This is a genomic window from Paenibacillus sp. FSL R7-0345, assembly GCF_038595055.1.
Taxonomy (GTDB): Bacteria; Bacillota; Bacilli; order Paenibacillales; family Paenibacillaceae; genus Paenibacillus_AQ.
The window spans coordinates 6330900-6351876 of record NZ_CP152002.1 but is presented as its reverse complement, the minus strand read 5'-3'; the positions used below and the strand labels follow the sequence as shown (position 1 = coordinate 6351876).

The 20977-nt window shown below is 46.9% G+C and carries 29 protein-coding genes; 27 read left to right on the top strand and 2 right to left on the bottom strand.

From position 1 onward, the window contains the following. Positions 1-73: 73 nt before the first annotated feature. From rpoC to tuf, 6 genes are all read left to right on the top strand, one after another. The gene (gene rpoC / locus NST84_RS27605) at positions 74-3685 is read left to right on the top strand and encodes a DNA-directed RNA polymerase subunit beta' (protein WP_342563217.1); all 3612 of its coding nucleotides are present in this window, start codon (positions 74-76) and stop codon (positions 3683-3685) included. Between the two features lie 181 nt (positions 3686-3866). Then, the gene (locus NST84_RS27600) at positions 3867-4118 is read left to right on the top strand and encodes a ribosomal L7Ae/L30e/S12e/Gadd45 family protein (protein ID WP_039877410.1); all 252 of its coding nucleotides are present in this window, start codon (positions 3867-3869) and stop codon (positions 4116-4118) included. 134 nt (positions 4119-4252) lie between these two features. Further along, positions 4253-4672: a 30S ribosomal protein S12 gene (gene rpsL, locus NST84_RS27595; protein ID WP_039877409.1), complete on the top strand. Its 420-nt coding sequence runs from the start codon at positions 4253-4255 to the stop codon at positions 4670-4672. A 45-nt stretch (positions 4673-4717) separates the two neighbouring features. Further along, a complete protein-coding gene (rpsG, locus tag NST84_RS27590) occupies positions 4718-5188 on the top strand; it encodes a 30S ribosomal protein S7 (protein WP_020427074.1) in 471 nt (156 codons plus the stop codon). A gap of 48 nt (positions 5189-5236) precedes the next feature. Continuing rightward, positions 5237-7315, top strand: a complete 2079-nt coding sequence (gene fusA / locus NST84_RS27585) for an elongation factor G (protein ID WP_342563216.1) — start codon at positions 5237-5239, stop codon at positions 7313-7315. Positions 7316-7424: 109 nt separating this feature from the next. Then, positions 7425-8615, top strand: a complete 1191-nt coding sequence (gene tuf, locus NST84_RS27580) for an elongation factor Tu (RefSeq protein WP_039877407.1) — start codon at positions 7425-7427, stop codon at positions 8613-8615. Between the two features lie 135 nt (positions 8616-8750). Here the strand turns inward: tuf and NST84_RS27575 are convergent, their stop codons facing one another. Both NST84_RS27575 and NST84_RS27570 read right to left on the bottom strand, forming a co-directional pair. Then, the gene (locus NST84_RS27575; RefSeq protein WP_342563215.1) at positions 8751-9092 is read right to left on the bottom strand and encodes a cupin domain-containing protein; all 342 of its coding nucleotides are present in this window, start codon (positions 9090-9092) and stop codon (positions 8751-8753) included. A 36-nt stretch (positions 9093-9128) separates the two neighbouring features. After that, entirely contained in the window at positions 9129-9578 is a 450-nt protein-coding gene (locus tag NST84_RS27570; protein ID WP_342563214.1) for a V4R domain-containing protein, read from the bottom strand. Between the two features lie 165 nt (positions 9579-9743). Here NST84_RS27570 and NST84_RS27565 point away from each other — a divergent pair, with 165 nt between their 5' ends. The 21 genes from NST84_RS27565 to rpsE all read left to right on the top strand — a co-directional run bounded on the left by NST84_RS27565 (position 9744) and on the right by rpsE (position 20969). Then, entirely contained in the window at positions 9744-10454 is a 711-nt protein-coding gene (locus NST84_RS27565) for a Crp/Fnr family transcriptional regulator (RefSeq protein ID WP_342563213.1), read from the top strand. A 247-nt stretch (positions 10455-10701) separates the two neighbouring features. Beyond that, entirely contained in the window at positions 10702-12027 is a 1326-nt protein-coding gene (locus NST84_RS27560; RefSeq protein WP_342563212.1) for a globin-coupled sensor protein, read from the top strand. A gap of 236 nt (positions 12028-12263) precedes the next feature. Continuing rightward, positions 12264-12572 (top strand): 30S ribosomal protein S10, encoded by a 309-nt coding sequence (gene rpsJ, locus NST84_RS27555; protein ID WP_017692074.1) that lies wholly within the window; start codon positions 12264-12266, stop codon positions 12570-12572. Positions 12573-12613: 41 nt separating this feature from the next. Continuing rightward, positions 12614-13237: a 50S ribosomal protein L3 gene (gene rplC / locus NST84_RS27550; RefSeq protein WP_342563211.1), complete on the top strand. Its 624-nt coding sequence runs from the start codon at positions 12614-12616 to the stop codon at positions 13235-13237. Positions 13238-13262: 25 nt separating this feature from the next. Further along, on the top strand, positions 13263-13886 hold the full coding sequence (gene rplD, locus NST84_RS27545; protein WP_277472288.1) for a 50S ribosomal protein L4: 624 nt from the start codon (positions 13263-13265) through the stop codon (positions 13884-13886). Next, a complete protein-coding gene (gene rplW, locus NST84_RS27540; RefSeq protein ID WP_019908225.1) occupies positions 13886-14179 on the top strand; it encodes a 50S ribosomal protein L23 in 294 nt (97 codons plus the stop codon). Before rplD ends, rplW begins: the two co-directional genes overlap by 1 nt. A 27-nt stretch (positions 14180-14206) precedes the next feature. Beyond that, positions 14207-15037 (top strand): 50S ribosomal protein L2, encoded by an 831-nt coding sequence (gene rplB, locus NST84_RS27535; protein WP_342563210.1) that lies wholly within the window; start codon positions 14207-14209, stop codon positions 15035-15037. A gap of 75 nt (positions 15038-15112) precedes the next feature. Next, positions 15113-15391, top strand: coding sequence for a 30S ribosomal protein S19 (rpsS, locus tag NST84_RS27530; RefSeq protein ID WP_039877398.1), 279 nt, complete (start codon positions 15113-15115; stop codon positions 15389-15391). Positions 15392-15424: 33 nt separating this feature from the next. Further along, positions 15425-15757, top strand: a complete 333-nt coding sequence (gene rplV, locus NST84_RS27525) for a 50S ribosomal protein L22 (RefSeq protein ID WP_019908228.1) — start codon at positions 15425-15427, stop codon at positions 15755-15757. 13 nt (positions 15758-15770) lie between these two features. Beyond that, positions 15771-16436 (top strand): 30S ribosomal protein S3, encoded by a 666-nt coding sequence (rpsC, locus tag NST84_RS27520; protein ID WP_039877395.1) that lies wholly within the window; start codon positions 15771-15773, stop codon positions 16434-16436. Positions 16437-16438: 2 nt separating this feature from the next. After that, complete coding sequence (rplP, locus tag NST84_RS27515) at positions 16439-16873, top strand: 50S ribosomal protein L16 (RefSeq protein ID WP_039877394.1); 435 nt, start codon at positions 16439-16441, stop codon at positions 16871-16873. Continuing rightward, the gene (gene rpmC, locus NST84_RS27510; protein WP_019908232.1) at positions 16863-17060 is read left to right on the top strand and encodes a 50S ribosomal protein L29; all 198 of its coding nucleotides are present in this window, start codon (positions 16863-16865) and stop codon (positions 17058-17060) included. Before rplP ends, rpmC begins: the two co-directional genes overlap by 11 nt. Before the next feature lie 44 nt (positions 17061-17104). After that, on the top strand, positions 17105-17371 hold the full coding sequence (gene rpsQ, locus NST84_RS27505) for a 30S ribosomal protein S17 (protein WP_039877393.1): 267 nt from the start codon (positions 17105-17107) through the stop codon (positions 17369-17371). Between the two features lie 38 nt (positions 17372-17409). Next, entirely contained in the window at positions 17410-17778 is a 369-nt protein-coding gene (gene rplN / locus NST84_RS27500; protein WP_066367616.1) for a 50S ribosomal protein L14, read from the top strand. A 50-nt stretch (positions 17779-17828) separates the two neighbouring features. Next, positions 17829-18182 carry a 50S ribosomal protein L24 gene (gene rplX, locus NST84_RS27495; protein WP_019908235.1) on the top strand — a complete coding sequence of 118 codons (354 nt, stop codon included), beginning with the start codon at positions 17829-17831 and terminating at the stop codon, positions 18180-18182. Positions 18183-18211: 29 nt separating this feature from the next. After that, positions 18212-18754: a 50S ribosomal protein L5 gene (rplE, locus tag NST84_RS27490; RefSeq protein WP_068727658.1), complete on the top strand. Its 543-nt coding sequence runs from the start codon at positions 18212-18214 to the stop codon at positions 18752-18754. 44 nt (positions 18755-18798) lie between these two features. After that, the gene (locus NST84_RS27485) at positions 18799-18984 is read left to right on the top strand and encodes a type Z 30S ribosomal protein S14 (RefSeq protein WP_036589425.1); all 186 of its coding nucleotides are present in this window, start codon (positions 18799-18801) and stop codon (positions 18982-18984) included. A 32-nt stretch (positions 18985-19016) separates the two neighbouring features. Continuing rightward, the gene (gene rpsH, locus NST84_RS27480; RefSeq protein WP_039877390.1) at positions 19017-19415 is read left to right on the top strand and encodes a 30S ribosomal protein S8; all 399 of its coding nucleotides are present in this window, start codon (positions 19017-19019) and stop codon (positions 19413-19415) included. Positions 19416-19445: 30 nt separating this feature from the next. Then, positions 19446-19988 carry a 50S ribosomal protein L6 gene (gene rplF / locus NST84_RS27475; protein ID WP_039877389.1) on the top strand — a complete coding sequence of 181 codons (543 nt, stop codon included), beginning with the start codon at positions 19446-19448 and terminating at the stop codon, positions 19986-19988. A gap of 88 nt (positions 19989-20076) precedes the next feature. After that, entirely contained in the window at positions 20077-20445 is a 369-nt protein-coding gene (rplR, locus tag NST84_RS27470) for a 50S ribosomal protein L18 (protein ID WP_342566535.1), read from the top strand. Positions 20446-20471: 26 nt separating this feature from the next. Further along, the gene (rpsE, locus tag NST84_RS27465) at positions 20472-20969 is read left to right on the top strand and encodes a 30S ribosomal protein S5 (RefSeq protein ID WP_019908242.1); all 498 of its coding nucleotides are present in this window, start codon (positions 20472-20474) and stop codon (positions 20967-20969) included. Positions 20970-20977: the final 8 nt, after the last annotated feature.

Here is a 20977-nt window from a genome sequence, read left to right as displayed (position 1 = left end):
CCCTCTTTTGATTTCACCGTCAAGGGAGGGCCTCCGGTACTAAATCAGGATATAGGTTAAGGAGGGTTGCTCCTTGTTGGACGTTAACAATTTTGAATTTATGAAAATCGGGCTTGCTTCTCCGGAAAAAATTCGTTCTTGGTCCCGCGGAGAAGTAAAAAAACCGGAAACCATTAACTACCGTACGTTGAAACCGGAAAAAGAAGGCTTGTTCTGCGAGCGTATTTTTGGACCGCAAAAAGACTGGGAATGTCACTGCGGTAAGTACAAACGCGTCCGTTATAAGGGCGTTGTCTGCGACCGTTGCGGCGTTGAAGTTACCCGCGCTAAAGTCCGCCGCGAACGTATGGGCCATATCGAGCTGGCAGCTCCGGTATCTCATATCTGGTATTTCAAAGGTATTCCAAGCCGTATGGGTCTGGCTCTGGATATGTCTCCAAGATCGCTTGAAGAGATTATCTACTTTGCATCCTATGTTGTAACAGATCCGGGCGAAACGCCGCTGGAGAAGAAACAACTGCTGTCTGAAAAAGAATACCGCAGCTACCGTGAAAAGTACGGCTACGGATTCCAGGCAGGCATGGGTGCTGAAGCAGTCAAAAAACTGCTCCAGGATATCGACATCGAGAAAGAATTGGAATTCCTTAAGGAAGAATTGCGCACGGCTCAAGGCCAACGCCGTAACCGGGCGATTAAACGTCTTGAAGTTATTGAAGCCTTCCGTAACTCCGGCAACAAACCTGACTGGATGATCATGGATGTACTCCCGGTAATTCCGCCGGAGCTTCGTCCGATGGTTCAGCTGGATGGCGGCCGTTTTGCTACGTCTGACCTTAATGACCTGTACCGCCGTGTAATTAACCGTAACAACCGTCTTAAGAGACTGCTGGATCTTGGCGCTCCTGACATCATCGTTCAGAACGAAAAGCGTATGCTTCAGGAAGCCGTTGATGCACTGATCGACAACGGCCGCCGCGGCCGTCCTGTAACAGGTCCTGGTAACCGTCCGCTCAAATCGCTCAGCCATATGCTGAAAGGTAAACAGGGACGTTTCCGCCAGAACTTGCTCGGTAAACGTGTCGATTACTCAGGACGTTCCGTTATCGTTGTAGGACCATATCTGAAGATGTACCAATGCGGTCTTCCTAAGAAAATGGCTCTTGAGCTCTTCAAGCCGTTCGTTATGAAAGAACTGGTTAACAAAGGTCTTGCCCACAACATCAAGAGTGCAAAACGTAAAGTTGAACGCGTGAGCCCTGAAGTATGGGATGTTCTTGAAGAAGTAATCAGAGAGCACCCGGTTCTGCTGAACCGTGCCCCTACGCTTCACAGACTGGGTATCCAGGCGTTTGAACCAATTCTGGTAGAAGGCCATGCAATCCGTCTGCACCCGCTCGTATGTACCGCTTATAACGCCGACTTTGACGGTGACCAGATGGCGGTGCACGTTCCTTTGTCTGCTGAAGCTCAGGCTGAAGCGCGTCTGCTGATGCTGGCATCCGGCAACATCCTTAACCCTAAGGACGGCAAGCCGGTTGTTACTCCTTCGCAGGATATGGTCCTCGGTACATTCTACCTGACCATGGACAACAAGGAAGAGAAGGGCACAGGTCTGATCCTGCGCAACGTGAATGAAGCTGTATCAGCTTATCAGCGCGGAACTGCAGGACTGCATGCACGTGTAGCTATTCCTGTTAAAGCTCTGGGTAAAACTAACTTTACGGAAGAACAGCAGAACGCCATGCTGATTACAACGATCGGTAAAATTATCTTTAATGAAATTTATCCGAGCTCGTTCCCATATATCAACGAAGCTACCAAAGCGAACCTGCTGCAAGGCACACCTGAGAAATACTTTATCTATGAAAAAGGCGCCGATATCCGTGAACGCATCATGAGTGCTGAGGATGCCAGTGCTGTAGGTAAGGAATATCTCGGTCTGATTATTGCACGCTGCTTCGAGACATACCACACAACGAAGACATCCATGATACTGGACAGAATCAAACAGCTCGGATTCACGTATTCCACACGTTCCGGTGTAACAGTAGCCGTATCAGACGTTGTTGTACCTGAAGAAAAGACTAAGATTCTGGAAGAATCAGATGCTAAGGTCAATGTGGTTGCCAACCAGTACCGTCGTGGTCTGATCACCAACGATGAGCGTTATGACCGTGTTATTGAAATCTGGTCGAAGACTAAGGATGAACTTACGAACATCCTGCTGAAGTCGATGGACCGGTTCAACTCGATTATGCTCATGGTTGATTCCAAGGCGCGCGGTAACAAATCGCAGATCACCCAGCTGGGCGGTATGCGTGGTCTGATGGCGACACCTTCCGGCCGTATCTTCGAATTGCCGATCAAGGCGAACTTCCGTGAAGGTCTGACGGTCCTCGAGTACTTTATCTCGACGCACGGAGCGCGTAAAGGTCTGGCCGATACAGCGCTGCGTACTGCGGACTCCGGTTACCTGACACGCCGTCTGGTAGACGTAGCCCAGGACGTAATCGTACGTGAAGAGGATTGCGGTACGGATAAAGGCTTCACTGTAAGCCGTATCCAGGACGGTAAGGAAGTAATCGAGGATCTGTACGACCGTATTGAAGGCCGTTACTCCTTCGAAACAGTACGTCATCCGGAAACGAAGGAAATCATCGTTCACCGTAACGATTTGATTGACTCCGACAAGGCTGAAGAGATTGTTAACGCTGGTGTAACCAAACTGCAAATCCGCTCTGTACTGAGCTGCCGTGCCCGTCACGGGGTCTGCAAAAAATGCTACGGACGCAACCTGGCAACAGGTAAATTCGTGGAAATCGGTGAAGCTGTCGGTATTATTGCCGCACAATCCATCGGTGAGCCGGGAACCCAGCTTACCATGCGTACGTTCCATACCGGGGGTGTTGCCGGTGATGACATCACGCAAGGTTTGCCGCGTATCCAGGAGTTGTTCGAAGCACGTAACCCTAAAGGTCAGGCAACAATCAGTGAGATTGACGGGGTAATCAAGGAAATCCGTGAAACTAAGGACCGTCGTGAAATCGAGGTTCAAGGTGAAGCTGAATCCAAGACTTATTCCATCACTTACGGTTCACGTCTGCGTGTCAGCGAAGGCCAGGAGATCGAAGCCGGGGATGAGCTGACAGACGGTTCGATCGACCCTAAGGAAATGCTCCGTATTAAGGGTATTCGCGGGGTACAGAACTACATTCTGCAGGAAGTACAGCGCGTATACCGTAACCAGGGTGTAGAAATTAACGATAAGCACATTGAAGTTATGATCAAGCAGATGCTGCGCAAGATCCGTATTATCGATGCTGGTGATACTACTCTACTGCCGGGCGCATTTGCAGACATTCAGGAATTTGAAGCAGCCAACAAGGATGCCATTCTTTCCGGTAAGGAGCCTGCAGTTGCCAAACCGGTACTGCTCGGTATTACCAAGGCTTCCCTGGAGACAGATTCATTCCTGTCTGCGGCTTCCTTCCAGGAAACTACCCGCGTCCTTACAGATGCAGCTATCAAGGGTAAAGTGGATAAACTGCTTGGACTCAAAGAAAATGTTATCATCGGTAAGCTGATCCCTGCAGGTACCGGTATGAACCGTTACCGTAATGTGAAGCTGAGTGATCCGAATGAAGAGAGCGAGCAAGAGGCTCTAGAAACGGTTCCGGCCGAGTAATGTAATATCTTATAGCAGACAGATTCCGCGCCGCGGGGACAATAGTCCGCGTCGCGGCTGACTGCTATGAAATCCACTAAAATTATTTCTGATTTGCTTGACTTCATCTTCTGATAATGCTAATATGTCTAAGGTGCGTGAGTGGCCTTGTTATTCTTCTTCATTGGAGGTAATGAATATTATGACTGATGACAGAGGATTGCAAGATGCTCAGGTCAAGATCGGTACCAAGCAAACCGTCAAGGCGGTTGAATTGGGCCAAGCCGCAGAAGTCTATGTGGCAGAGGACGGAGATCAACGGATTACTTCCAGAATTATTATGCTTTGCAACAAACAAGGTGTTAAGATCACTTATGTAGATACAATGCTGAATTTGGGCAAGGCCTGTGGTATAGAAGTTGGTGCTGCTATGGCAGCCGTCTTAAAACAATAGCACGAAAGATGTTTTTGTACCGGGGTGTACTTCGGCAGCAAAGACTTTTCATTTGTCTTTTTATGAACCACCTGGGTCTGTGGACTTAAAGTTCGTAATTAGACTACTATTTCAGGAAGGGGGTGGCACAACAAATGCCAACTATCAATCAACTGGTTCGTAAGGGCCGTCAAGCCAAAATCGAGAAATCGAAGTCTCCCGCTCTTCAAAAAGGGTTCAACGCCCTCAAGCGTGAGAGTACAAATTTGAGCGCTCCGCAGAAACGCGGTGTCTGCACTCGTGTAGGTACTATGACACCACGTAAACCAAACTCCGCACTTCGTAAGTATGCCCGTGTTCGTTTGACGAACCGTCTTGAGGTGACTGCTTACATTCCGGGTATCGGACACAACCTTCAAGAGCACAGCGTAGTATTGCTGCGCGGAGGTAAAGTTAAGGACCTTGCGGGAGTTCGTTATCACATCGTACGCGGCGCTCTGGATACTGCAGGTGTTGCTAACCGGATGCAAGCTCGCTCCAAGTATGGTGCGAAACGTCCTAAGGTTAAGAAATAAGAATACTATTTCAGAATAATAAACATTTAAGAAAGGGGGATATCCATGCCACGCAAAGGTCCAGTTACTAAGAGAGATGTATTGCCAGATCCATTGTATAATAGCAAGTTGGTTACTCGTTTGATCAACCGCATTATGCTGGGTGGTAAAAGAGGTGTCGCTCAAAGCATTCTGTACAATTCGTTTAAATTGATCCAAGAACGTACTGGTAAAGAACCGATGGAAGTTTTCGAAGCTGCCATCAAGAATATCATGCCAGTTCTGGAAGTTAAGGCTCGCCGTGTCGGCGGTGCTAACTACCAGGTACCTATCGAGGTTAAACCTGAGAGACGTACTGCTCTGGGATTACGTTGGCTCGTAAACTACTCACGCAACCGCGGTGAGAAGACTATGGAAGAGCGTTTGGCGGCTGAGATCATCGACGCTTCCAACAACACAGGCGCTTCTGTTAAGAAACGCGAAGACACACACAAAATGGCTGAAGCGAACAAAGCGTTTGCTCACTACCGCTGGTAGGATCATAGCTGTTAAAATAACTTATATTTTGAAGGGAGACCCAATTCCATGGCAAGAGAGTTCTCCTTAAAAAATACACGTAATATCGGGATCATGGCACATATTGATGCTGGTAAGACTACTACCACTGAGCGGATTCTTTTCTATACAGGCCGTACGCACAAAATCGGTGAAGTTCACGAGGGTGCAGCTACAATGGACTGGATGGAACAAGAACAAGAGCGCGGAATCACCATTACTTCCGCTGCTACAACTGCTTCTTGGAAGGGTCACCGCATCAATATCATTGATACTCCAGGACACGTTGACTTCACAGTTGAAGTTGAACGTTCCCTACGTGTATTGGATGGAGCAGTTGGTGTTTTCAGTGCGAAAGAAGGCGTTGAGCCTCAGTCTGAAACTGTATGGAGACAGGCTGACCGGTACGGCGTACCTCGTATCGCATATGTAAACAAAATGGATATCATCGGTGCGGACTTCCTTAACGTTGTTGAGAGCATGCGTGATCGCCTGCAAGCCAATGCAGTTGCAATTCAACTGCCAATTGGCGCTGAGAACGACTTCGTTGGTATTATTGACCTGGTTGAGCAAAAAGCTCATATCTTCAAAGATGATCTGGGTCAAAACATCGAAGTAACGGAAATTCCTGCTGACTATCTGGAACAAGTTGAGACTCTGCGTCTTGAGCTGATCGAGAAAGTAGCAGAACTTGACGAAGACCTGACTATGAAGTACCTGGAAGGTGAAGAAATTACAGTTGATGAGATCAAAGCTGCTCTGCGCAAAGGCGTAGTAGAAGTTAAGATCTTCCCTGTAATCGTTGGATCCTCCTACCGCAATAAGGGCGTTCAGCTGATGATGGACGCTGTCGTTGATTACTTGCCATCCCCAGTAGATGTACCGGCTATTCAAGGTCATCTGGATGACGGAACTGAAGCGGTTCGTCACTCTTCGGACGAAGAACCTTTCTCAGCACTGGCATTTAAAATCATGACTGACCCTTATGTTGGTAAACTCACGTTCTTCCGTGTATACTCCGGTATCCTGGAATCCGGTTCTTATGTAGTTAACGCTACTAAGGGCAAACGTGAGCGTATCGGCCGTATTCTGCAGATGCATGCTAACAGCCGTCAAGAAATCTCCATCGTTTACGCTGGTGATATCGCAGCAGCTGTTGGTCTGAAGGACACAAGTACTGGCGATACCCTTTGCGACGAGAAGCACCCGGTAATCCTGGAATCCATGAACTTCCCTGACCCGGTTATCGAAATCGCAGTTGAACCAAAAACCAAAGCCGACCAAGATAAATTGGGCGTTGCTCTCGGTAAGCTGACTGAAGAGGATCCAACTCTTCGTGCGCATACTGATGAAGAAACTGGCCAAACCATCCTGGCAGGTATGGGTGAGCTTCACCTTGATATTATCATCGACCGTATGCGCCGCGAATTCAAAGTAGAAACCAATGTGGGTAAACCGCAGGTTGCTTACCGCGAAACATTCAAAGCACCAGCACGCGTTGAAGGTAAATTCGTTCGCCAATCCGGCGGTCGCGGTCAGTATGGTCACGTATGGGTTGAATTCGAACCTCTCGAGCCGGGTACTGGCAGCCAATTCGAAAGTAAAGTTGTCGGTGGTTCTGTACCAAGAGAATACATCGCTCCTGCACTTGCCGGTATTGAAGAGCAAATGAAAAACGGCGTTATTGCAGGCTTCCCGCTTGTAGACGTTAAGGCAACCATCGTTGATGGTTCATACCATGATGTTGACTCCAACGAAATGGCATTTAAAATTGCCGGATCGATGGCGCTCAAAGCAGCTAAAGAAAAGTGTAAGCCAGCTCTTCTTGAGCCAATCATGAAAGTGGAAGTAACTGTTCCTGAGGAATACATGGGCGATGTTATGGGTATGCTGAACTCCCGTCGCGGTAGAATCGAAGGTATGGATTCCCGTGGTGGTGCTCAAATTATCCGTGCTAAGGTGCCTTTGTCCGAAATGTTCGGATACTCCACAACTCTCCGTTCCGGTACTCAAGGACGTGGCGTATTCTCAATGGAGCTTTCTCACTATGAGGAAGTACCTAAATCCATTGCAGAAGAAATCATTTCCAAGAACAAGGGTGGAGAATAGTCACTATTTTTAACTTGCCGTCCGGATATCATCACTCAGTCATCTAAGAACTACGTATAGGCGGACGGCTCAAATATAAGGACCCCACATTAAAGGAGGAACTGTTCAAATGGCAAAGGCAAAGTTTGAACGTAACAAACCACACGTTAACATCGGTACTATCGGTCACGTCGACCATGGTAAAACGACTCTTACTGCAGCAATCACTATTGTATTGTCCAAAAAATACGGCGGTGCTGCTGTAGCTTTCGACCAAATCGATAAAGCTCCAGAAGAGCGCGAACGTGGTATCACTATCTCCACAGCTCACGTTGAATATGAAACTCCTAACCGTCACTACGCACACGTAGACTGCCCTGGTCACGCCGACTATGTTAAAAACATGATCACTGGCGCAGCGCAGATGGACGGAGCAATCCTGGTTGTATCCGCAGCTGACGGCCCAATGCCACAGACTCGCGAGCACATCCTGCTCTCCCGTCAGGTAGGCGTTCCTTACATTGTTGTATTCCTGAACAAATGCGACATGGTTGAAGACGAAGAGCTCTTGGAACTGGTTGAAATGGAAGTTCGCGACCTTCTGAGCGAATACGACTTCCCAGGCGATGACACTCCAATCGTTCGTGGTTCCGCTCGTGAAGCGCTGCAAAACCCTGAAGGTGAGTGGGCTAACAAGATTGTTGAAATGTTCGAAACTATCGACACTTACATCCCACTTCCAGAACGTGCAACTGACAAGCCTTTCTTGATGCCTGTCGAGGACGTATTCTCCATCACTGGCCGCGGTACCGTGGCAACTGGCCGCGTAGAACGCGGAACAGTTAAAGTCGGAGAAGAAATTGAAATCGTTGGTATTCACGAAGAAACTAAGAAATCCGTAGTAACGGGCGTAGAAATGTTCCGTAAATTGCTGGATTCCGCTCAAGCTGGCGACAACATCGGCGCACTGCTGCGTGGTGTTGACCGTAACAACATCGAGCGCGGTCAAGTATTGGCTAAGCCAAACTCCGTTAAGCCACACACTGAGTTCAGTGCTCAGATCTACGTTCTGACTAAAGAAGAAGGCGGACGTCACAAACCATTCTTCACTGGTTACCGTCCACAGTTCTACTTCCGTACAACTGACGTAACAGGTATCATCAACCTGCCAGAAGGTACTGAAATGGTTATGCCTGGTGATAACATCACTGTAACCGTACAACTGATCTCCCCAATCGCGATTGAAGAAGGTACTAAATTCTCCATTCGTGAAGGCGGACGTACAGTTGGTGCAGGTAGCGTAGCTACAATCACTAAGTAATTCGGTACTGTCCGTTAGGATAGAACGAATATATGAGCAGGAGTTCTCCTTCGGGAGGGCTCCTGCTTTTTACATAACAAAAAACTCTATCCTCAGGAGGCTTCCTTGTGAATAGAGCTGGTATGAGAGAGAGATTTAAATTTCTTTGGCGTAAGCTGCGCTTGGAAGCTTTGATATTACAACATGAAGACTGGATGGAATGTTTCCGCTGTTACGGTATGCAAATACTTCATCTTCGGCAATGTGGATAACTTCGCCTTCAGCAAATTCCTGATCAGCATCATTCACAGTGATCGTGCCGCTTCCTTGAAGAGCGTAAATGTATACATCCGCACCAGGATGAGTATGTGCCGGAAGCTTTTGACCAGGCATGAAGTTGAGCACGAAGACTACACTGTCTCCCTTTTGAAACAATACCTTTTTCGTAAAACGCTCCTCCAGGTGTTGAATGGCCTCGCTAATGTTCTTCTTTTCCATATTAATCTCCTTCTTTCAATTAGTTTTCCCCGGAGGTTACAGCTTTACTTCGTACTCACAATACTCATCACCGGTGGCATTACATTTAATTTCCCTTACACTTATTCTGCGGCCCAGCAGTTTAGTCAACGCTCCCTCCAGGATGGCTCCTTCTAGATCACAAATCATTTTCTCCTCCTCCAGTGTCGGCAAACCTTTGCAGAAACAATCCTCAACAACGATGTTCATCTTGCGCTCATCCGAATAGACAATCCGCGGGATCCCGATTTTTAACTCCTCAAAAAGGGCAAGCAGATCATTCACACTGGTAACCGGAAGGCTTTCTCCGATTTTTCTTCCCACAGTAAGCGTTGTGCCTTTGCCCCCCATAGGCAGCCCCTGGTTCATGCCAATCAGCCTTATCGTCCGAAACAGCTCCAGCGGTACCATATTGCCCAGCTTTGCCCTATCCATCTTTTGCATATCTTCAAATGTATACTGCTGCATGGTTGTCCCTCTCCTCTATAATCTCTCTACCTGTAGTATGAAGGGGATGAAGCACATAATCCTTGATACAGATCAAGTTTTCTGAATTATTGTGAGCCGGGTCACCGGGAGATTTGTACATTCCTGATATGTTGGCTTCAGGTAGTCAGGAAGGATAGATGCGAGATGAAATGTAACACATGCCATAAAGACTCCTGTGTCCGTCAGGTGCCGGTTTTTGTAGCTTTGCCTGATCATGAACTGCATAAGGTGGAAGATATTATTGAGTCTGATTATTATGCAAAAGGCAGTCTGGTATTTAGGGAAGGGGAGCAGTCTGACTCTTTATTTGTAGTTAACAATGGGCTGATAAAGCTGACCCAGACCAGTAAAGAGGGGAAGCAGCATATACTGCGTTTTCTTTTTCCGGGTGACTATTTTGGCCAGTTTGCCCTGCTTCATAATAAACAGCATTATGCGACCGCTGAAGTGGTAGAGAGCGGATATATCTGCCGGATGCGGCGGGAGGATTTTATGCCTTTAATAGCCAGTAATGCTGGGCTTGCCTTCAGTTTTCTGAAATCTGTGAGTGAGCAGCTGCAGCAGGCAGATGAGCTGGCAGGGGCACTGCATATTTTTGAGGCGGAAAAGAGACTAGCCAGACTTCTGCTGCATCTATATTCGAGACAGTCTCTGCTGACAGGCGGGGAAGAACGATATCACACTCTATTTCTGCCGGCTGCCAAAAAGGAATTCGCCGCGATGATCGGGACAACTCCGGAAACACTCAGCCGCAAACTGAATAAGCTGGAGCGGATGAAGATCATACTGGTGAAGAATAGGACAGTCAGCATTTTGGACATGCAGGCATTATCAAATATTGCTGAAATTATATAAGGGAACAAGTGTTCTTTGGTTATAAAAGCAGTCATTTAATATATTGAGAAACCCACGAATCTACTATTCGACATAAAACGACAATAATCTACGTGAAACCATGTTATATCCAACATATTTCAACAAAAAACTACTTAAAATTCTTTACAATTATCTCTCGCGTGGGTTAGAATATGGCTATCTTTGCAATGCTAATATTTAGGAATTAAGGGAGAGTGGAAGTATGGGGAAGTGTCCTTTTTCTTTTATGCATGGCAGTCAATCACGTAAGACAAATGAGGAATCTCCCGACGCGCACTCCAAGGACATCGAGCCTATTGCACCCATTGCCACAGCAGTATTTCACTCTCTCAGCGGACATGATGAGTTGAATGAACAAATGCGAATGATTGACTTAACAGAAGAAGACTTAAGCCTGCTTCGCCTGATGAAGCCAACCGTAGAACGCCAAATTGACTATATAACCGACCAGTTTTACAGTACCGTTCTCGCAGTTAACAAGCTGGAAGCCATTATTCTTGAGCACAGCACTATTGAACGGCTCAAAAGAACGCTGAAGCAACATATTATTGAGATATTCGACGGTAACATCGATGAACAATACGTAGCCAAACGGCTGACAATTGCCAAGATTCATAAAAGAGTAGGGCTGGAACCTAAATGGTATCTATCCGCATTCCAGAATCTCCAGAATGTTTTTATAACAGTTGTCTATGGGGAGACACTTAAAGATAATGAGCGACTTAAAGTTGTACAGACCTTAACAAAGCTCCTGAATCTGGAGCAGCAACTGGTACTGGAAGCTTATGAGAAGGAGAATATCAGAGAGAAGGAAGAACAATACCTGATTGTCAAAAATGAGCTGAAGCAGAAGATCGCCGAATTTAGCGGGGAACTGTTGGATCTCAGCATGGATACTAATGCCGCTGTTGAAGAGCTGGTGGCCAGCAGCAATGAAGTGAATAATACGTTCCGGCGAACAGCCTCTACTGCTGTAGAGTCACGTGAGCGGGCTAAGAGTGGACAGGATCAGTTGGGCAGCCTCAGCGGACAGATTAATCTGATCTTTGAGAGCACCAATGAGATGGAACGTTCGGTCAATGAGCTGAGCAGCTCTTCCCAGCAGATCCAGCGTATAGTGGCCGCAGTACAGGATATTGCCGACCAGACCAAAATTCTTTCGCTAAATGCTACCATTGAGGCAGCGCGTGCAGGTGAGCACGGCAGGGGCTTCAGTGTAGTTGCAAGTGAAGTTAGCCGGCTGGCTGAGGACATTAAGAGCACGGTCGTAAGAATCGGTGAGTTAACCCATAAGTCGGTTGTCCTGACAAATCAGGTAGTTAGTGAGATCCGCAAGGTGCAGGAGCTGACAAAGAGCGGCAAAGAGCAGTCTGTAGAGACGAGCAGGCTTTTCAGTGATATCGTAGATTCGATGCAGGCTAGTACACAAGAGATTGTAGTTGTAGAGGAAGAGATCAGGGTACTGATACAGACTATAGAAGGAATCGGTTCAACAACGGCGCAAAGTGCAGCTTCAGCGGAGTATTTTAGATCAGCGACGGATAATCTTTAATGAATAAGCACTATTATATATAGAAGAAAACAGCTTATGAAAAAAAACAGGTGCTGTTTTTTATTTTCGCTTGCAAAGTAGGCGTCTATTATATATAATAATAAATGTTGTTCTGAGACGTTGCGATGATGTGAGAGGTTACTGACACACCCGGCCCCTTTGCCATGAGGTCGACGTCAGAAAATTTTCACGGAGTATGTCCGATAATAAATTGGGCGATAGAAGGAGGGACTAAAATGGCAAAGCAAAAAATTCGTATCCGCTTGAAAGCATACGACCACAGAATTCTTGATCAATCCGCAGAGAAAATCGTTGAAACAGCAAAACGTTCGGGTGCTGGTGTATCCGGGCCGATCCCGCTGCCAACTGAGAAGCAAATCATTACCATTCTCCGTGCGGTACACAAGTACAAGGATTCCCGTGAACAGTTTGAACAGCGGACTCACAAACGTTTGATCGATATTGTGAATCCAACACCACAAACTGTGGATGCCTTGATGCGCTTGGATCTACCGTCCGGTGTAGATATCGAAATCAAATTGTAATTCCATCAATAAGTAATTAGGAAAAGAAAAGAGGTGTCAACATGAAAGGTATCTTAGGAAAAAAACTCGGTATGACTCAAGTGTTTACTCCAGAAGGTAACGTGATCGCTGTATCGGTTATCGAAGCTGGACCTTGTGTGGTACTGCAAAAGAAAGACCTGAATATCGACGGATATGAAGCAGTGCAGTTGGGCTTTTCCGACAAAAAGGAAAGTCGCTCGAACAAGCCTGAACAGGGTCACGCCAAAAAGGCAAATGCAACACCTAAGCGCTACGTTCGCGAAATTCGCGGTGTTGACCTCGGGGCACTCGAGGTTGGACAAGAGCTGAAGGCTGACGTCTTCGCTGAAGGCGAATTTGTTGACGTAACTGGTACTTCTAAAGGTAAAGGATTCCAAGGTGTTATCAAACGTTGGGGTCAAAGCCGCGGACCAATGGCTCACGGTTCCCGTTACCACAGAAGACCGGGCTCGATGGGTTCCATTCAAGCTAACCGTGTTCCTAAGGGCAAACGCCTTCCAGGACATATGGGTCACACGACCGTAACGGTTCAAAGACTTGAAATCATCAAAGTAGACGTTGAACGCAACGTGTTGCTGGTTAAAGGCGCTATCCCAGGTCCTAAAAACAGCTTCTTGAAAATTAAAGAATCCGTTAAGAAATAATTACTGAAGAAAGGAGGAACATGAAATGCCAAAAGTAACACTTTTTAATATCAGTGGTAACGAAGTTGGCGAAGTTGAACTGAGCGAAACAGTATTCGGTATCGAACCGAACGTGCATGTCCTGCACGAAGCTGCGCTTATGCAGAGAGCTTCCCTTCGTCGTGGAACCCACAAAGTTAAAGGACGTTCTGAAGTACGTGGCGGCGGACGTAAGCCTTGGAAACAAAAAGGTACAGGTCGTGCTCGTCAAGGCTCCATTCGTTCTCCACAATGGAAAGGCGGCGGCGTTGTCTTCGGACCAACACCACGCAGCTATTCCTGGAAACTGCCTAAGAAGGTTCGCCGTCTGGCCATCAAATCCGCATTGTCTTCGAAAGTTATTGCGAACGACATTATCGTATTGGATAGCCTGACACTGAATGCTCCGAAGACGAAAGAATTCGCAGCGATTCTGAACAACCTGAAAGTGGACAGCAAAGCGCTGATCGTAGCTCCTAGCTATGACGACAACGTTGCACTTTCCGCACGTAACATCCCTGGGGTGAAATTCGTAGCGGCTGACGGCATTAATGTTCTTGACGTACTGACGTACGACAAACTGATCATCACTAAGGAAGCAGTTCTGAAGGTAGAGGAGGTGTTCGCGTAATGAAAGATCCGCGTGATATTATCAAACGTCCGGTGATTACGGAACGCACATCCGAATACATGAGCGAATTGAAATACGCTTTTGAAGTGGATATCCGTGCTAATAAGACCGAAATCAAAAAAGCTGTTGAAGCTATCTTTAAAGTGAAAGTCGTTAGTGTGAACACAATGCGCGTACCTGGTAAGTTGAAACGTTATGGCAAATACTCCGGATACACTCCAGAGTGGAAAAAAGCCATCGTTAAGCTTAGCCCGGACAGCAAGCCGCTTGAATTCTTTGAAGCGGTAGAATAATACTCTTGAAGTAAGGAGGAAACTACAGTGCCAATCAAAAAGTACAAACCGACCTCTCCGGCAAGACGCGCTATGTCCGTGTCTACGTTTGAAGAAATCACAACAAACCAGCCAGAGAAATCGTTGCTTGCACCGCTGAGCAAAAAAGCCGGCCGCAACAACCAAGGTAAAATTACGGTTCGTCACCATGGCGGCGGACACAAACGTAAATACCGTATCATCGATTTCAAACGGACTAAAGACGGCATACCAGGTAGCGTTGCTACAATCGAGTATGACCCGAACCGTACTTCCAACATTGCTTTGATCCACTATGCTGATGGAGAGAAACGTTACATCATCGCTCCTAAAGGCCTTAGAGTTGGGGATAAAGTAGAATCCGGCCCTGCAGCGGATATCAAAGTTGGTAACGCGCTTCCACTGGCTAACATTCCAGTTGGTACAGTTATCCACAACATTGAGTTGAAGCCAGGCAAAGGCGGACAGTTGGTTCGTGCTGCTGGTACAGAAGCTCAATTGCTCGGTAAAGAAGAGAAATACGTTTCCGTTCGTTTGAACTCCGGCGAAGTTCGCAGAATCCTCAGCGTTTGCCGTGCAACAATCGGATCCGTAGGTAATGAAGATCATGAATTGATCAAAATCGGTAAAGCCGGACGTAGTCGCTGGCTCGGCCAACGTCCTGAAGTTCGCGGTGTAGTGATGAACCCTAACGATCACCCGCACGGTGGTGGTGAAGGCCGCGCTCCAATCGGACGGAAATCGCCTATGTCTCCTTGGGGCAAACCAACCCTTGGCTACAAAACGCGTAAGAAAAACAAGGCATCTGATAAATATATCGTTCGCCGCCGCACGAAATAAGACGCTTCTGGCATTAAGACAAGCGCGAAGCGTCGATTCGCGGTTTGAAGAACCGGATGAAGGGAGGATTCATACATGGGTCGCAGTTTAAAAAAGGGGCCGTTTATCGATGGCTACCTGCTGAAAAAAGTTGAGGAACTGAACGCATCAGAGAAGAAAGTTGTAGTAAAAACCTGGTCCCGTCGCTCAACAATTTTCCCTCAGTTTATCGGACATACGTTTGGTGTATATGACGGCCGTAAGCACGTGCCGGTATACGTAACGGAAGATATGGTAGGTCACAAGTTGGGCGAGTTCGCGCCAACGCGTACTTACAAAGGCCATGCGGGTGACGATAAGAAAACAAGAAGATAATTATAGGTCTTCGTTCGAGAGGAGGGAAAATAAATGGAAGCAAAAGCACATGCTAGATCGGTGCGGATTTCTGCTCGTAAAGCGAAACTGGTTGTTGACTTGATTCGCGGCAAGCAAGTGGGGGAAGCAATTGCAATTCTTCGCCACACTCCAAAATCCGCTTCTCCGGTAGTTGAGAAATTGCTTAACTCGGCGATTGCCAATGCTGAGCACAACTACTCCATGGACGTGAACAGCTTGTTCGTTAGCGAAGTTTTCGTTAACCAGGGTCCAACAATGAAACGTTTCCGTCCGCGCGCTATGGGTCGTGCAAGCCGGATTAACAAACGTACCAGCCACATTACTTTGGTGGTATCTGAGAAATAAGGAGGGATAACACGTGGGTCAAAAGGTAAATCCAGTCGGACTCCGAATCGGTGTCATTCGCGATTGGGAATCTAAATGGTATGCAGGCAAAGATTTCGGTACTCTTTTAATGGAAGACGTCAAAATCCGTGAATACCTTAAAGGCAAATTGAAAGATTCCTCTGTTTCCCGCATCGAGATCGAAAGAGCGGCAAGCCGAGTGAATGTTACAATTCACACTGCTAAACCAGGTATGGTAATCGGTAAAGGCGGAGCAGAAGTAGAAGTACTTCGCAACGCAGTTACAGCTATCGCCGGTGGCAAAAAGGTTCACATCAACATCAACGAAATTAAGCACCCTGAATTGGATGCTATTCTTGTAGCTGAAAGCATTGCACAACAGCTGGAGCGTCGTGTATCGTTCCGTCGTGCTCTGAAACAAGCAATTCAAAGAACTATGCGCTCCGGTGCAAAAGGAATCAAAACTCAAGTTGGCGGACGTCTTGGCGGCGCTGAGATTGCCCGTTCAGAAGGTTATAGCGAAGGAACAGTTCCACTTCATACGCTTCGTGCCGATATCGACTACGGAACGGCTGAAGCACATACTACTTACGGCCGTATCGGTGTAAAAGTATGGATCTACCGTGGAGAAGTTCTTCCCCCAGCTAAGAAACAAGCTGCTCAGGAAGGAGGCAACTAATCATGTTGGTACCAAAACGCGTTAAACACCGCAAGCAACAACGCGGACACATGAAGGGTATGGCAAAAGGCGGTACTGAACTCAACTTCGGCGAATTCGGTCTGCAAGCTCTGGAGCCATCTTGGATTACTAACCGTCAGATCGAAGCTGCCCGTATTGCAATGACACGTTACATCAAACGTGGTGGTCAGGTTTGGATCAAGATTTTCCCAGATAAGCCTATTACTCAGAAGCCTCTTGAGGTTCGTATGGGTAGTGGTAAAGGTAACGTTGAAAAATGGGTAGCCGTAGTTAAACCGGGCAAGATTATGTTCGAACTCGGAGGCGTGTCGGAAGAAATCGCTCGTGAAGCGATGCGTCTTGCCGCTCACAAGCTGCCTGTAAAGACTAAGTTTGTGAAACGTGAAGAAGTGGGTGGTGAAGCAAATGAAAGCTAATGAACTTCGCAACTTAACCACTGCCGAGATTGAACAAAAGATCGCTGGTTTCAAAGAAGAACTTTTCAATCTCCGTTTCCAATTGGCTACTGGCCAGCTGGATAACCCTACTCGGATTCGTGATGTGCGTAAGGAAATAGCTCGTGCTAAAACCGTTATCCATCAAAGAGTACTTGGGATTAGTTAAGTGAGGGCGGATCAATAGATCCGTAATCAGGAAGGAGGCTAACTATGAGCGAAGAACGTAACGCACGTAAAGTGCTGATCGGTAAAGTAGTCAGCGATAAAATGGATAAAACCATCGTAATTGCTGTTGAAACCTATAAAAAGCACAACCTGTATCACAAACGCATCAAGTCCACGAAGAAATTCAAGGCACATGATGAAGGTAACGTTGCGAAAATTGGTGATGTTGTGAAAGTCATGGAAACTCGTCCATTGTCCAAGGACAAACGTTGGAGACTGGTTGAAGTGGTAGAAGCAGCGGTTATCATCTAAGATAATCAAGAAGTTTTTCCGGAAGGAGGAAATTAATAATGATTCAACCATTTACTCGTTTGCATGTGGCTGACAACTCTGGTGCGAAGGAACTGATGTGTATCCGCGTACTGGGTGGTACTGGACGTCGTACAGCAGCAATCGGTGACCTGATCGTTTGTTCCGTTAAACAAGCAACACCAGGCGGCGTTGTCAAAAAAGGTGATGTTGTTAGAGCGGTAGTTGTTCGTACAAAACGTTCTGTACGTCGTAAAGACGGATCTTACATTTCGTTCGACGAAAACGCAGCTGTTGTTGTTAAAGACGACAGAAGCCCACGCGGAACACGTATCTTCGGACCAGTTGCTCGCGAACTTCGCGATAAAGACTACATGAAGATCGTTTCCTTGGCACCGGAAGTAATCTAATTAATATACGGCGGTAATACGCTGAAGGTTAGTCATAGGAGGTGTAATCAATGCCTAGAGTGAAAAAAGTTCTGGAATCCCATAACAATAAACTGCACGTGAAAAAAGATGATGTGGTGCTTGTGATCAGCGGGAAAGACAAAGGTAAAAAAGGCCGTGTCATCGCTGCTTATCCTCGCGAAAACCGCGTACTGGTAGAAGGCGTAAACATGGTGAAAAAACACCAGAAGCCTAACCAGCTGAATCCGCAAGGCGGAATCATCGAGCAGGAAGCTTCGATCCATGTGTCCAACGTAATGCACATCGATCCGAAGAGCGGTAAAGTAACACGTATCGGTTACAAAGTGCTCGATAACGGTAAGAAGGTTCGGGTAGCTAAGAGATCCGGAGAGATTATCGACTAATTAGTCCTAAAGAAAGGAGGTAAATCTTCATGGCAGCAAGAATGAAAGAACGTTATTTGAATGAAATTACACCTGCTTTGATGCAGAAGTTCAACTATACAACTGTTATGCAAGTACCTAAGATCGAGAAGGTTGTCATCAACATGGGTGTGGGTGACGCTGTTCAGAACTCCAAAGTACTGGATGCTGCAGTTAACGACATGCAATTGATCTCTGGTCAAAAGCCTGTTATCACTAAAGCAAAAAAATCCATCGCCGGTTTTAAACTGCGCGAAAACATGCCGATCGGGGTAAAAGTAACACTGCGCGGCGAGCGTATGTACTACTTCCTGGACAAATTGTTCAACGTAACGCTTCCACGCGTACGTGACTTCCGCGGTGTATCCACTAAAGCCTTTGACGGCCGTGGTAACTACACGCTGGGTCTTAAAGAACAACTGATCTTCCCGGAAATCGAGTATGATAAAGTTGATAAGGTCCGTGGTATGGACATCGTTATCGTAACTACTGCAAAGACGGACGAGGAATCCCGTGAGCTGTTGAATCAGCTGGGAATGCCTTTCTCTAAATAAGAATCATTATTTCTCCGAAACTGTTTAGGAGGTGTCAGGCTAAAGTGGCAAAAACTTCGATGAAAGTTAAACAACAACGCGAGCCTAAGTTCAAAGTACGTGCATACACACGTTGTGAGCGTTGCGGTCGTCCACATTCGGTACTGCAGAAGTTCAAAATTTGCAGAATTTGTTTCCGTGAGTTAGCTTATAAAGGCCAGATCCCTGGCGTGAAAAAAGCAAGTTGGTAAGAGATCTATAACCGGGAAGGAGGTTTACACACATGACTATGTCTGATCCTATTGCAGATATGCTTACTCGTATTCGTAACGCTAACATTGTGCGTCACGAGACAGTAGAAATGCCTGCTTCTACTATGAAAAAACAAATCGCGGACATTCTGAAGCGTGAAGGCTTCATTCGTGATGCTGAATTCGTTGAAGATAGCAAACAAGGGATTATCCGTATCTTCTTGAAATACGGCCCTAACCAAGAGCGCGTTATCTCTGGTCTGAAAAGAATCAGTAAGCCAGGTCTTCGTGTTTACACGAAGAGCAACGAAGTACCACGTGTACTCGGTGGCCTTGGAATCGCGATTATCTCCACATCTAAGGGAGTTATGACCGACAAAGAAGCTCGTCAATCCAAATCCGGCGGAGAAGTTGTCTGCTACGTATGGTAATAAACGTCACAAGATAAGGAGGTGCAACACATGTCTCGTATTGGTCGCAAACCAATCGCAGTACCTAGCGGTGTAGATGTCACTCTTGACAACGCCGTTATTACAGTAAAAGGTCCTAAAGGCACTCTGACTCGTGAACTTCATAAAGACATGAAGGTTACAGTTGAAAATAACGAAATCACCGTTGTTCGCCCGTCGGATAACAAATTGCATCGTTCACTTCACGGCACAACCCGCTCCGTTGTCAGCAACATGGTAAGCGGTGTGACTGAAGGTTTCTCGAAATCTCTGGAGCTGGTTGGGGTCGGATATCGTGCAAGCAAATCCGGAGATAAAATCGTTCTGAACGTTGGTTACTCCCACCCGGTTGAAATTACACCGGAAGCGGGCATCGAGTTCGAAGTTCCTGCGAACACGAAGATCATCGTTAGAGGTATCGACAAAGAACGCGTTGGCGCTTATGCTGCCAAGATCCGTTCCGTTCGTGAACCAGAACCGTATAAAGGTAAAGGTATTAAGTACGAAGGCGAGCGTATTATCCGTAAGGAAGGTAAAGCCGGTAAGAAGAAATAATCGGCTTACTCTTCTTCACAGTAAGATACCCCGTGCATCGTAAAGTGAAGCTGCTATGCAGCAAACTGAAGGGAGTGAAATGGAAGTCATGATTACTAAAGAGGACAAAAACAAGGCTCGTCTCAAAAGACACCTGCGTGTTCGTAAGAAGATCCAGGGAACTACTGAGCGTCCACGTTTGAACGTGTTCCGTTCTGCGAAACACATCTATGCTCAACTGATCGATGACGTGACAGGCGTTACTATCGTATCTGCCTCCACTCTGGATAAAGAACTGAGCGCAACAATCGGCAATGGCGGCAGCGTTGAAGCTGCAAGCAAAGTAGGTCAACTGATCGCTGAGCGCGCTAAAGCAAAGGGTTATGCAGTGGTTGTATTTGACCGCGGAGGATACCTTTACCATGGACGGATTCAGGCTTTGGCTGATGCAGCTCGCGAAGCTGGTCTTGAATTCTAGAATATTTCTAAAAGGAGGTTAACGACTTGCGTATAGATCCGAACAGTTTAGAGCTGACAGAAAGAGTTGTACACATCAACCGTGTTGCAAAAGTTGTAAAGGGCGGACGCCGTTTCAGCTTTAGTGCACTTGTTGTTGTGGGCGACGGCAACGGCTATGTCGGTGCGGGTATTGGTAAAGCCGGTGAAGTTCCGGATGCCATCCGTAAAGGCATTGAAGACGCCAAGAAAAACCTGATTCACATTCCAATCGTAGGAACTTCGATTCCTCACCTCGTTACTGGACATTTCGGCGCAGGACGCGTGCTGCTGAAACCAGCATCTGAAGGTACTGGCGTTATCGCCGGCGGCCCTGTTCGTGCGGTATTGGAATTGGCAGGCGTTGGTGACATCTTGACAAAATCTTTGGGTTCTTCGAATTCCATGAATATGGTCAATGCAACTTTAGAGGGTCTTTCCCGTCTGAAGCGCATTGAAGAAGTCGCGAAACTTCGCGGCAAATCTGTCGAAGAATTACGCGGTTAAGGAGGGGA

Bases quoted from the DNA above. Each gene is read 5' to 3' on its own strand.
- NST84_RS27600 (WP_039877410.1), top strand. From the start codon at position 3,867: ATGACTGATGACAGAGGATTGCAAGATGCTCAGGTCAAGATCGGTACC.
- rpsL (WP_039877409.1), top strand. From the start codon at position 4,253: ATGCCAACTATCAATCAACTGGTTCGTAAGGGCCGTCAAGCCAAAATC.
- rpsG (WP_020427074.1), top strand. From the start codon at position 4,718: ATGCCACGCAAAGGTCCAGTTACTAAGAGAGATGTATTGCCAGATCCA.
- fusA (WP_342563216.1), top strand. From the start codon at position 5,237: ATGGCAAGAGAGTTCTCCTTAAAAAATACACGTAATATCGGGATCATG.
- tuf (WP_039877407.1), top strand. From the start codon at position 7,425: ATGGCAAAGGCAAAGTTTGAACGTAACAAACCACACGTTAACATCGGT.
- NST84_RS27575 (WP_342563215.1), bottom strand. From the start codon at position 9,092: ATGGAAAAGAAGAACATTAGCGAGGCCATTCAACACCTGGAGGAGCGT.
- NST84_RS27570 (WP_342563214.1), bottom strand. From the start codon at position 9,578: ATGCAGCAGTATACATTTGAAGATATGCAAAAGATGGATAGGGCAAAG.
- NST84_RS27565 (WP_342563213.1), top strand. From the start codon at position 9,744: ATGAAATGTAACACATGCCATAAAGACTCCTGTGTCCGTCAGGTGCCG.
- NST84_RS27560 (WP_342563212.1), top strand. From the start codon at position 10,702: ATGCATGGCAGTCAATCACGTAAGACAAATGAGGAATCTCCCGACGCG.
- rpsJ (WP_017692074.1), top strand. From the start codon at position 12,264: ATGGCAAAGCAAAAAATTCGTATCCGCTTGAAAGCATACGACCACAGA.
- rplC (WP_342563211.1), top strand. From the start codon at position 12,614: ATGAAAGGTATCTTAGGAAAAAAACTCGGTATGACTCAAGTGTTTACT.
- rplD (WP_277472288.1), top strand. From the start codon at position 13,263: ATGCCAAAAGTAACACTTTTTAATATCAGTGGTAACGAAGTTGGCGAA.
- rplW (WP_019908225.1), top strand. From the start codon at position 13,886: ATGAAAGATCCGCGTGATATTATCAAACGTCCGGTGATTACGGAACGC.
- rpsS (WP_039877398.1), top strand. From the start codon at position 15,113: ATGGGTCGCAGTTTAAAAAAGGGGCCGTTTATCGATGGCTACCTGCTG.
- rplV (WP_019908228.1), top strand. From the start codon at position 15,425: ATGGAAGCAAAAGCACATGCTAGATCGGTGCGGATTTCTGCTCGTAAA.
- rplP (WP_039877394.1), top strand. From the start codon at position 16,439: ATGTTGGTACCAAAACGCGTTAAACACCGCAAGCAACAACGCGGACAC.
- rpmC (WP_019908232.1), top strand. From the start codon at position 16,863: ATGAAAGCTAATGAACTTCGCAACTTAACCACTGCCGAGATTGAACAA.
- rpsQ (WP_039877393.1), top strand. From the start codon at position 17,105: ATGAGCGAAGAACGTAACGCACGTAAAGTGCTGATCGGTAAAGTAGTC.
- rplN (WP_066367616.1), top strand. From the start codon at position 17,410: ATGATTCAACCATTTACTCGTTTGCATGTGGCTGACAACTCTGGTGCG.
- rplX (WP_019908235.1), top strand. From the start codon at position 17,829: ATGCCTAGAGTGAAAAAAGTTCTGGAATCCCATAACAATAAACTGCAC.
- rplE (WP_068727658.1), top strand. From the start codon at position 18,212: ATGGCAGCAAGAATGAAAGAACGTTATTTGAATGAAATTACACCTGCT.
- rpsH (WP_039877390.1), top strand. From the start codon at position 19,017: ATGACTATGTCTGATCCTATTGCAGATATGCTTACTCGTATTCGTAAC.
- rplF (WP_039877389.1), top strand. From the start codon at position 19,446: ATGTCTCGTATTGGTCGCAAACCAATCGCAGTACCTAGCGGTGTAGAT.
- rplR (WP_342566535.1), top strand. From the start codon at position 20,077: ATGATTACTAAAGAGGACAAAAACAAGGCTCGTCTCAAAAGACACCTG.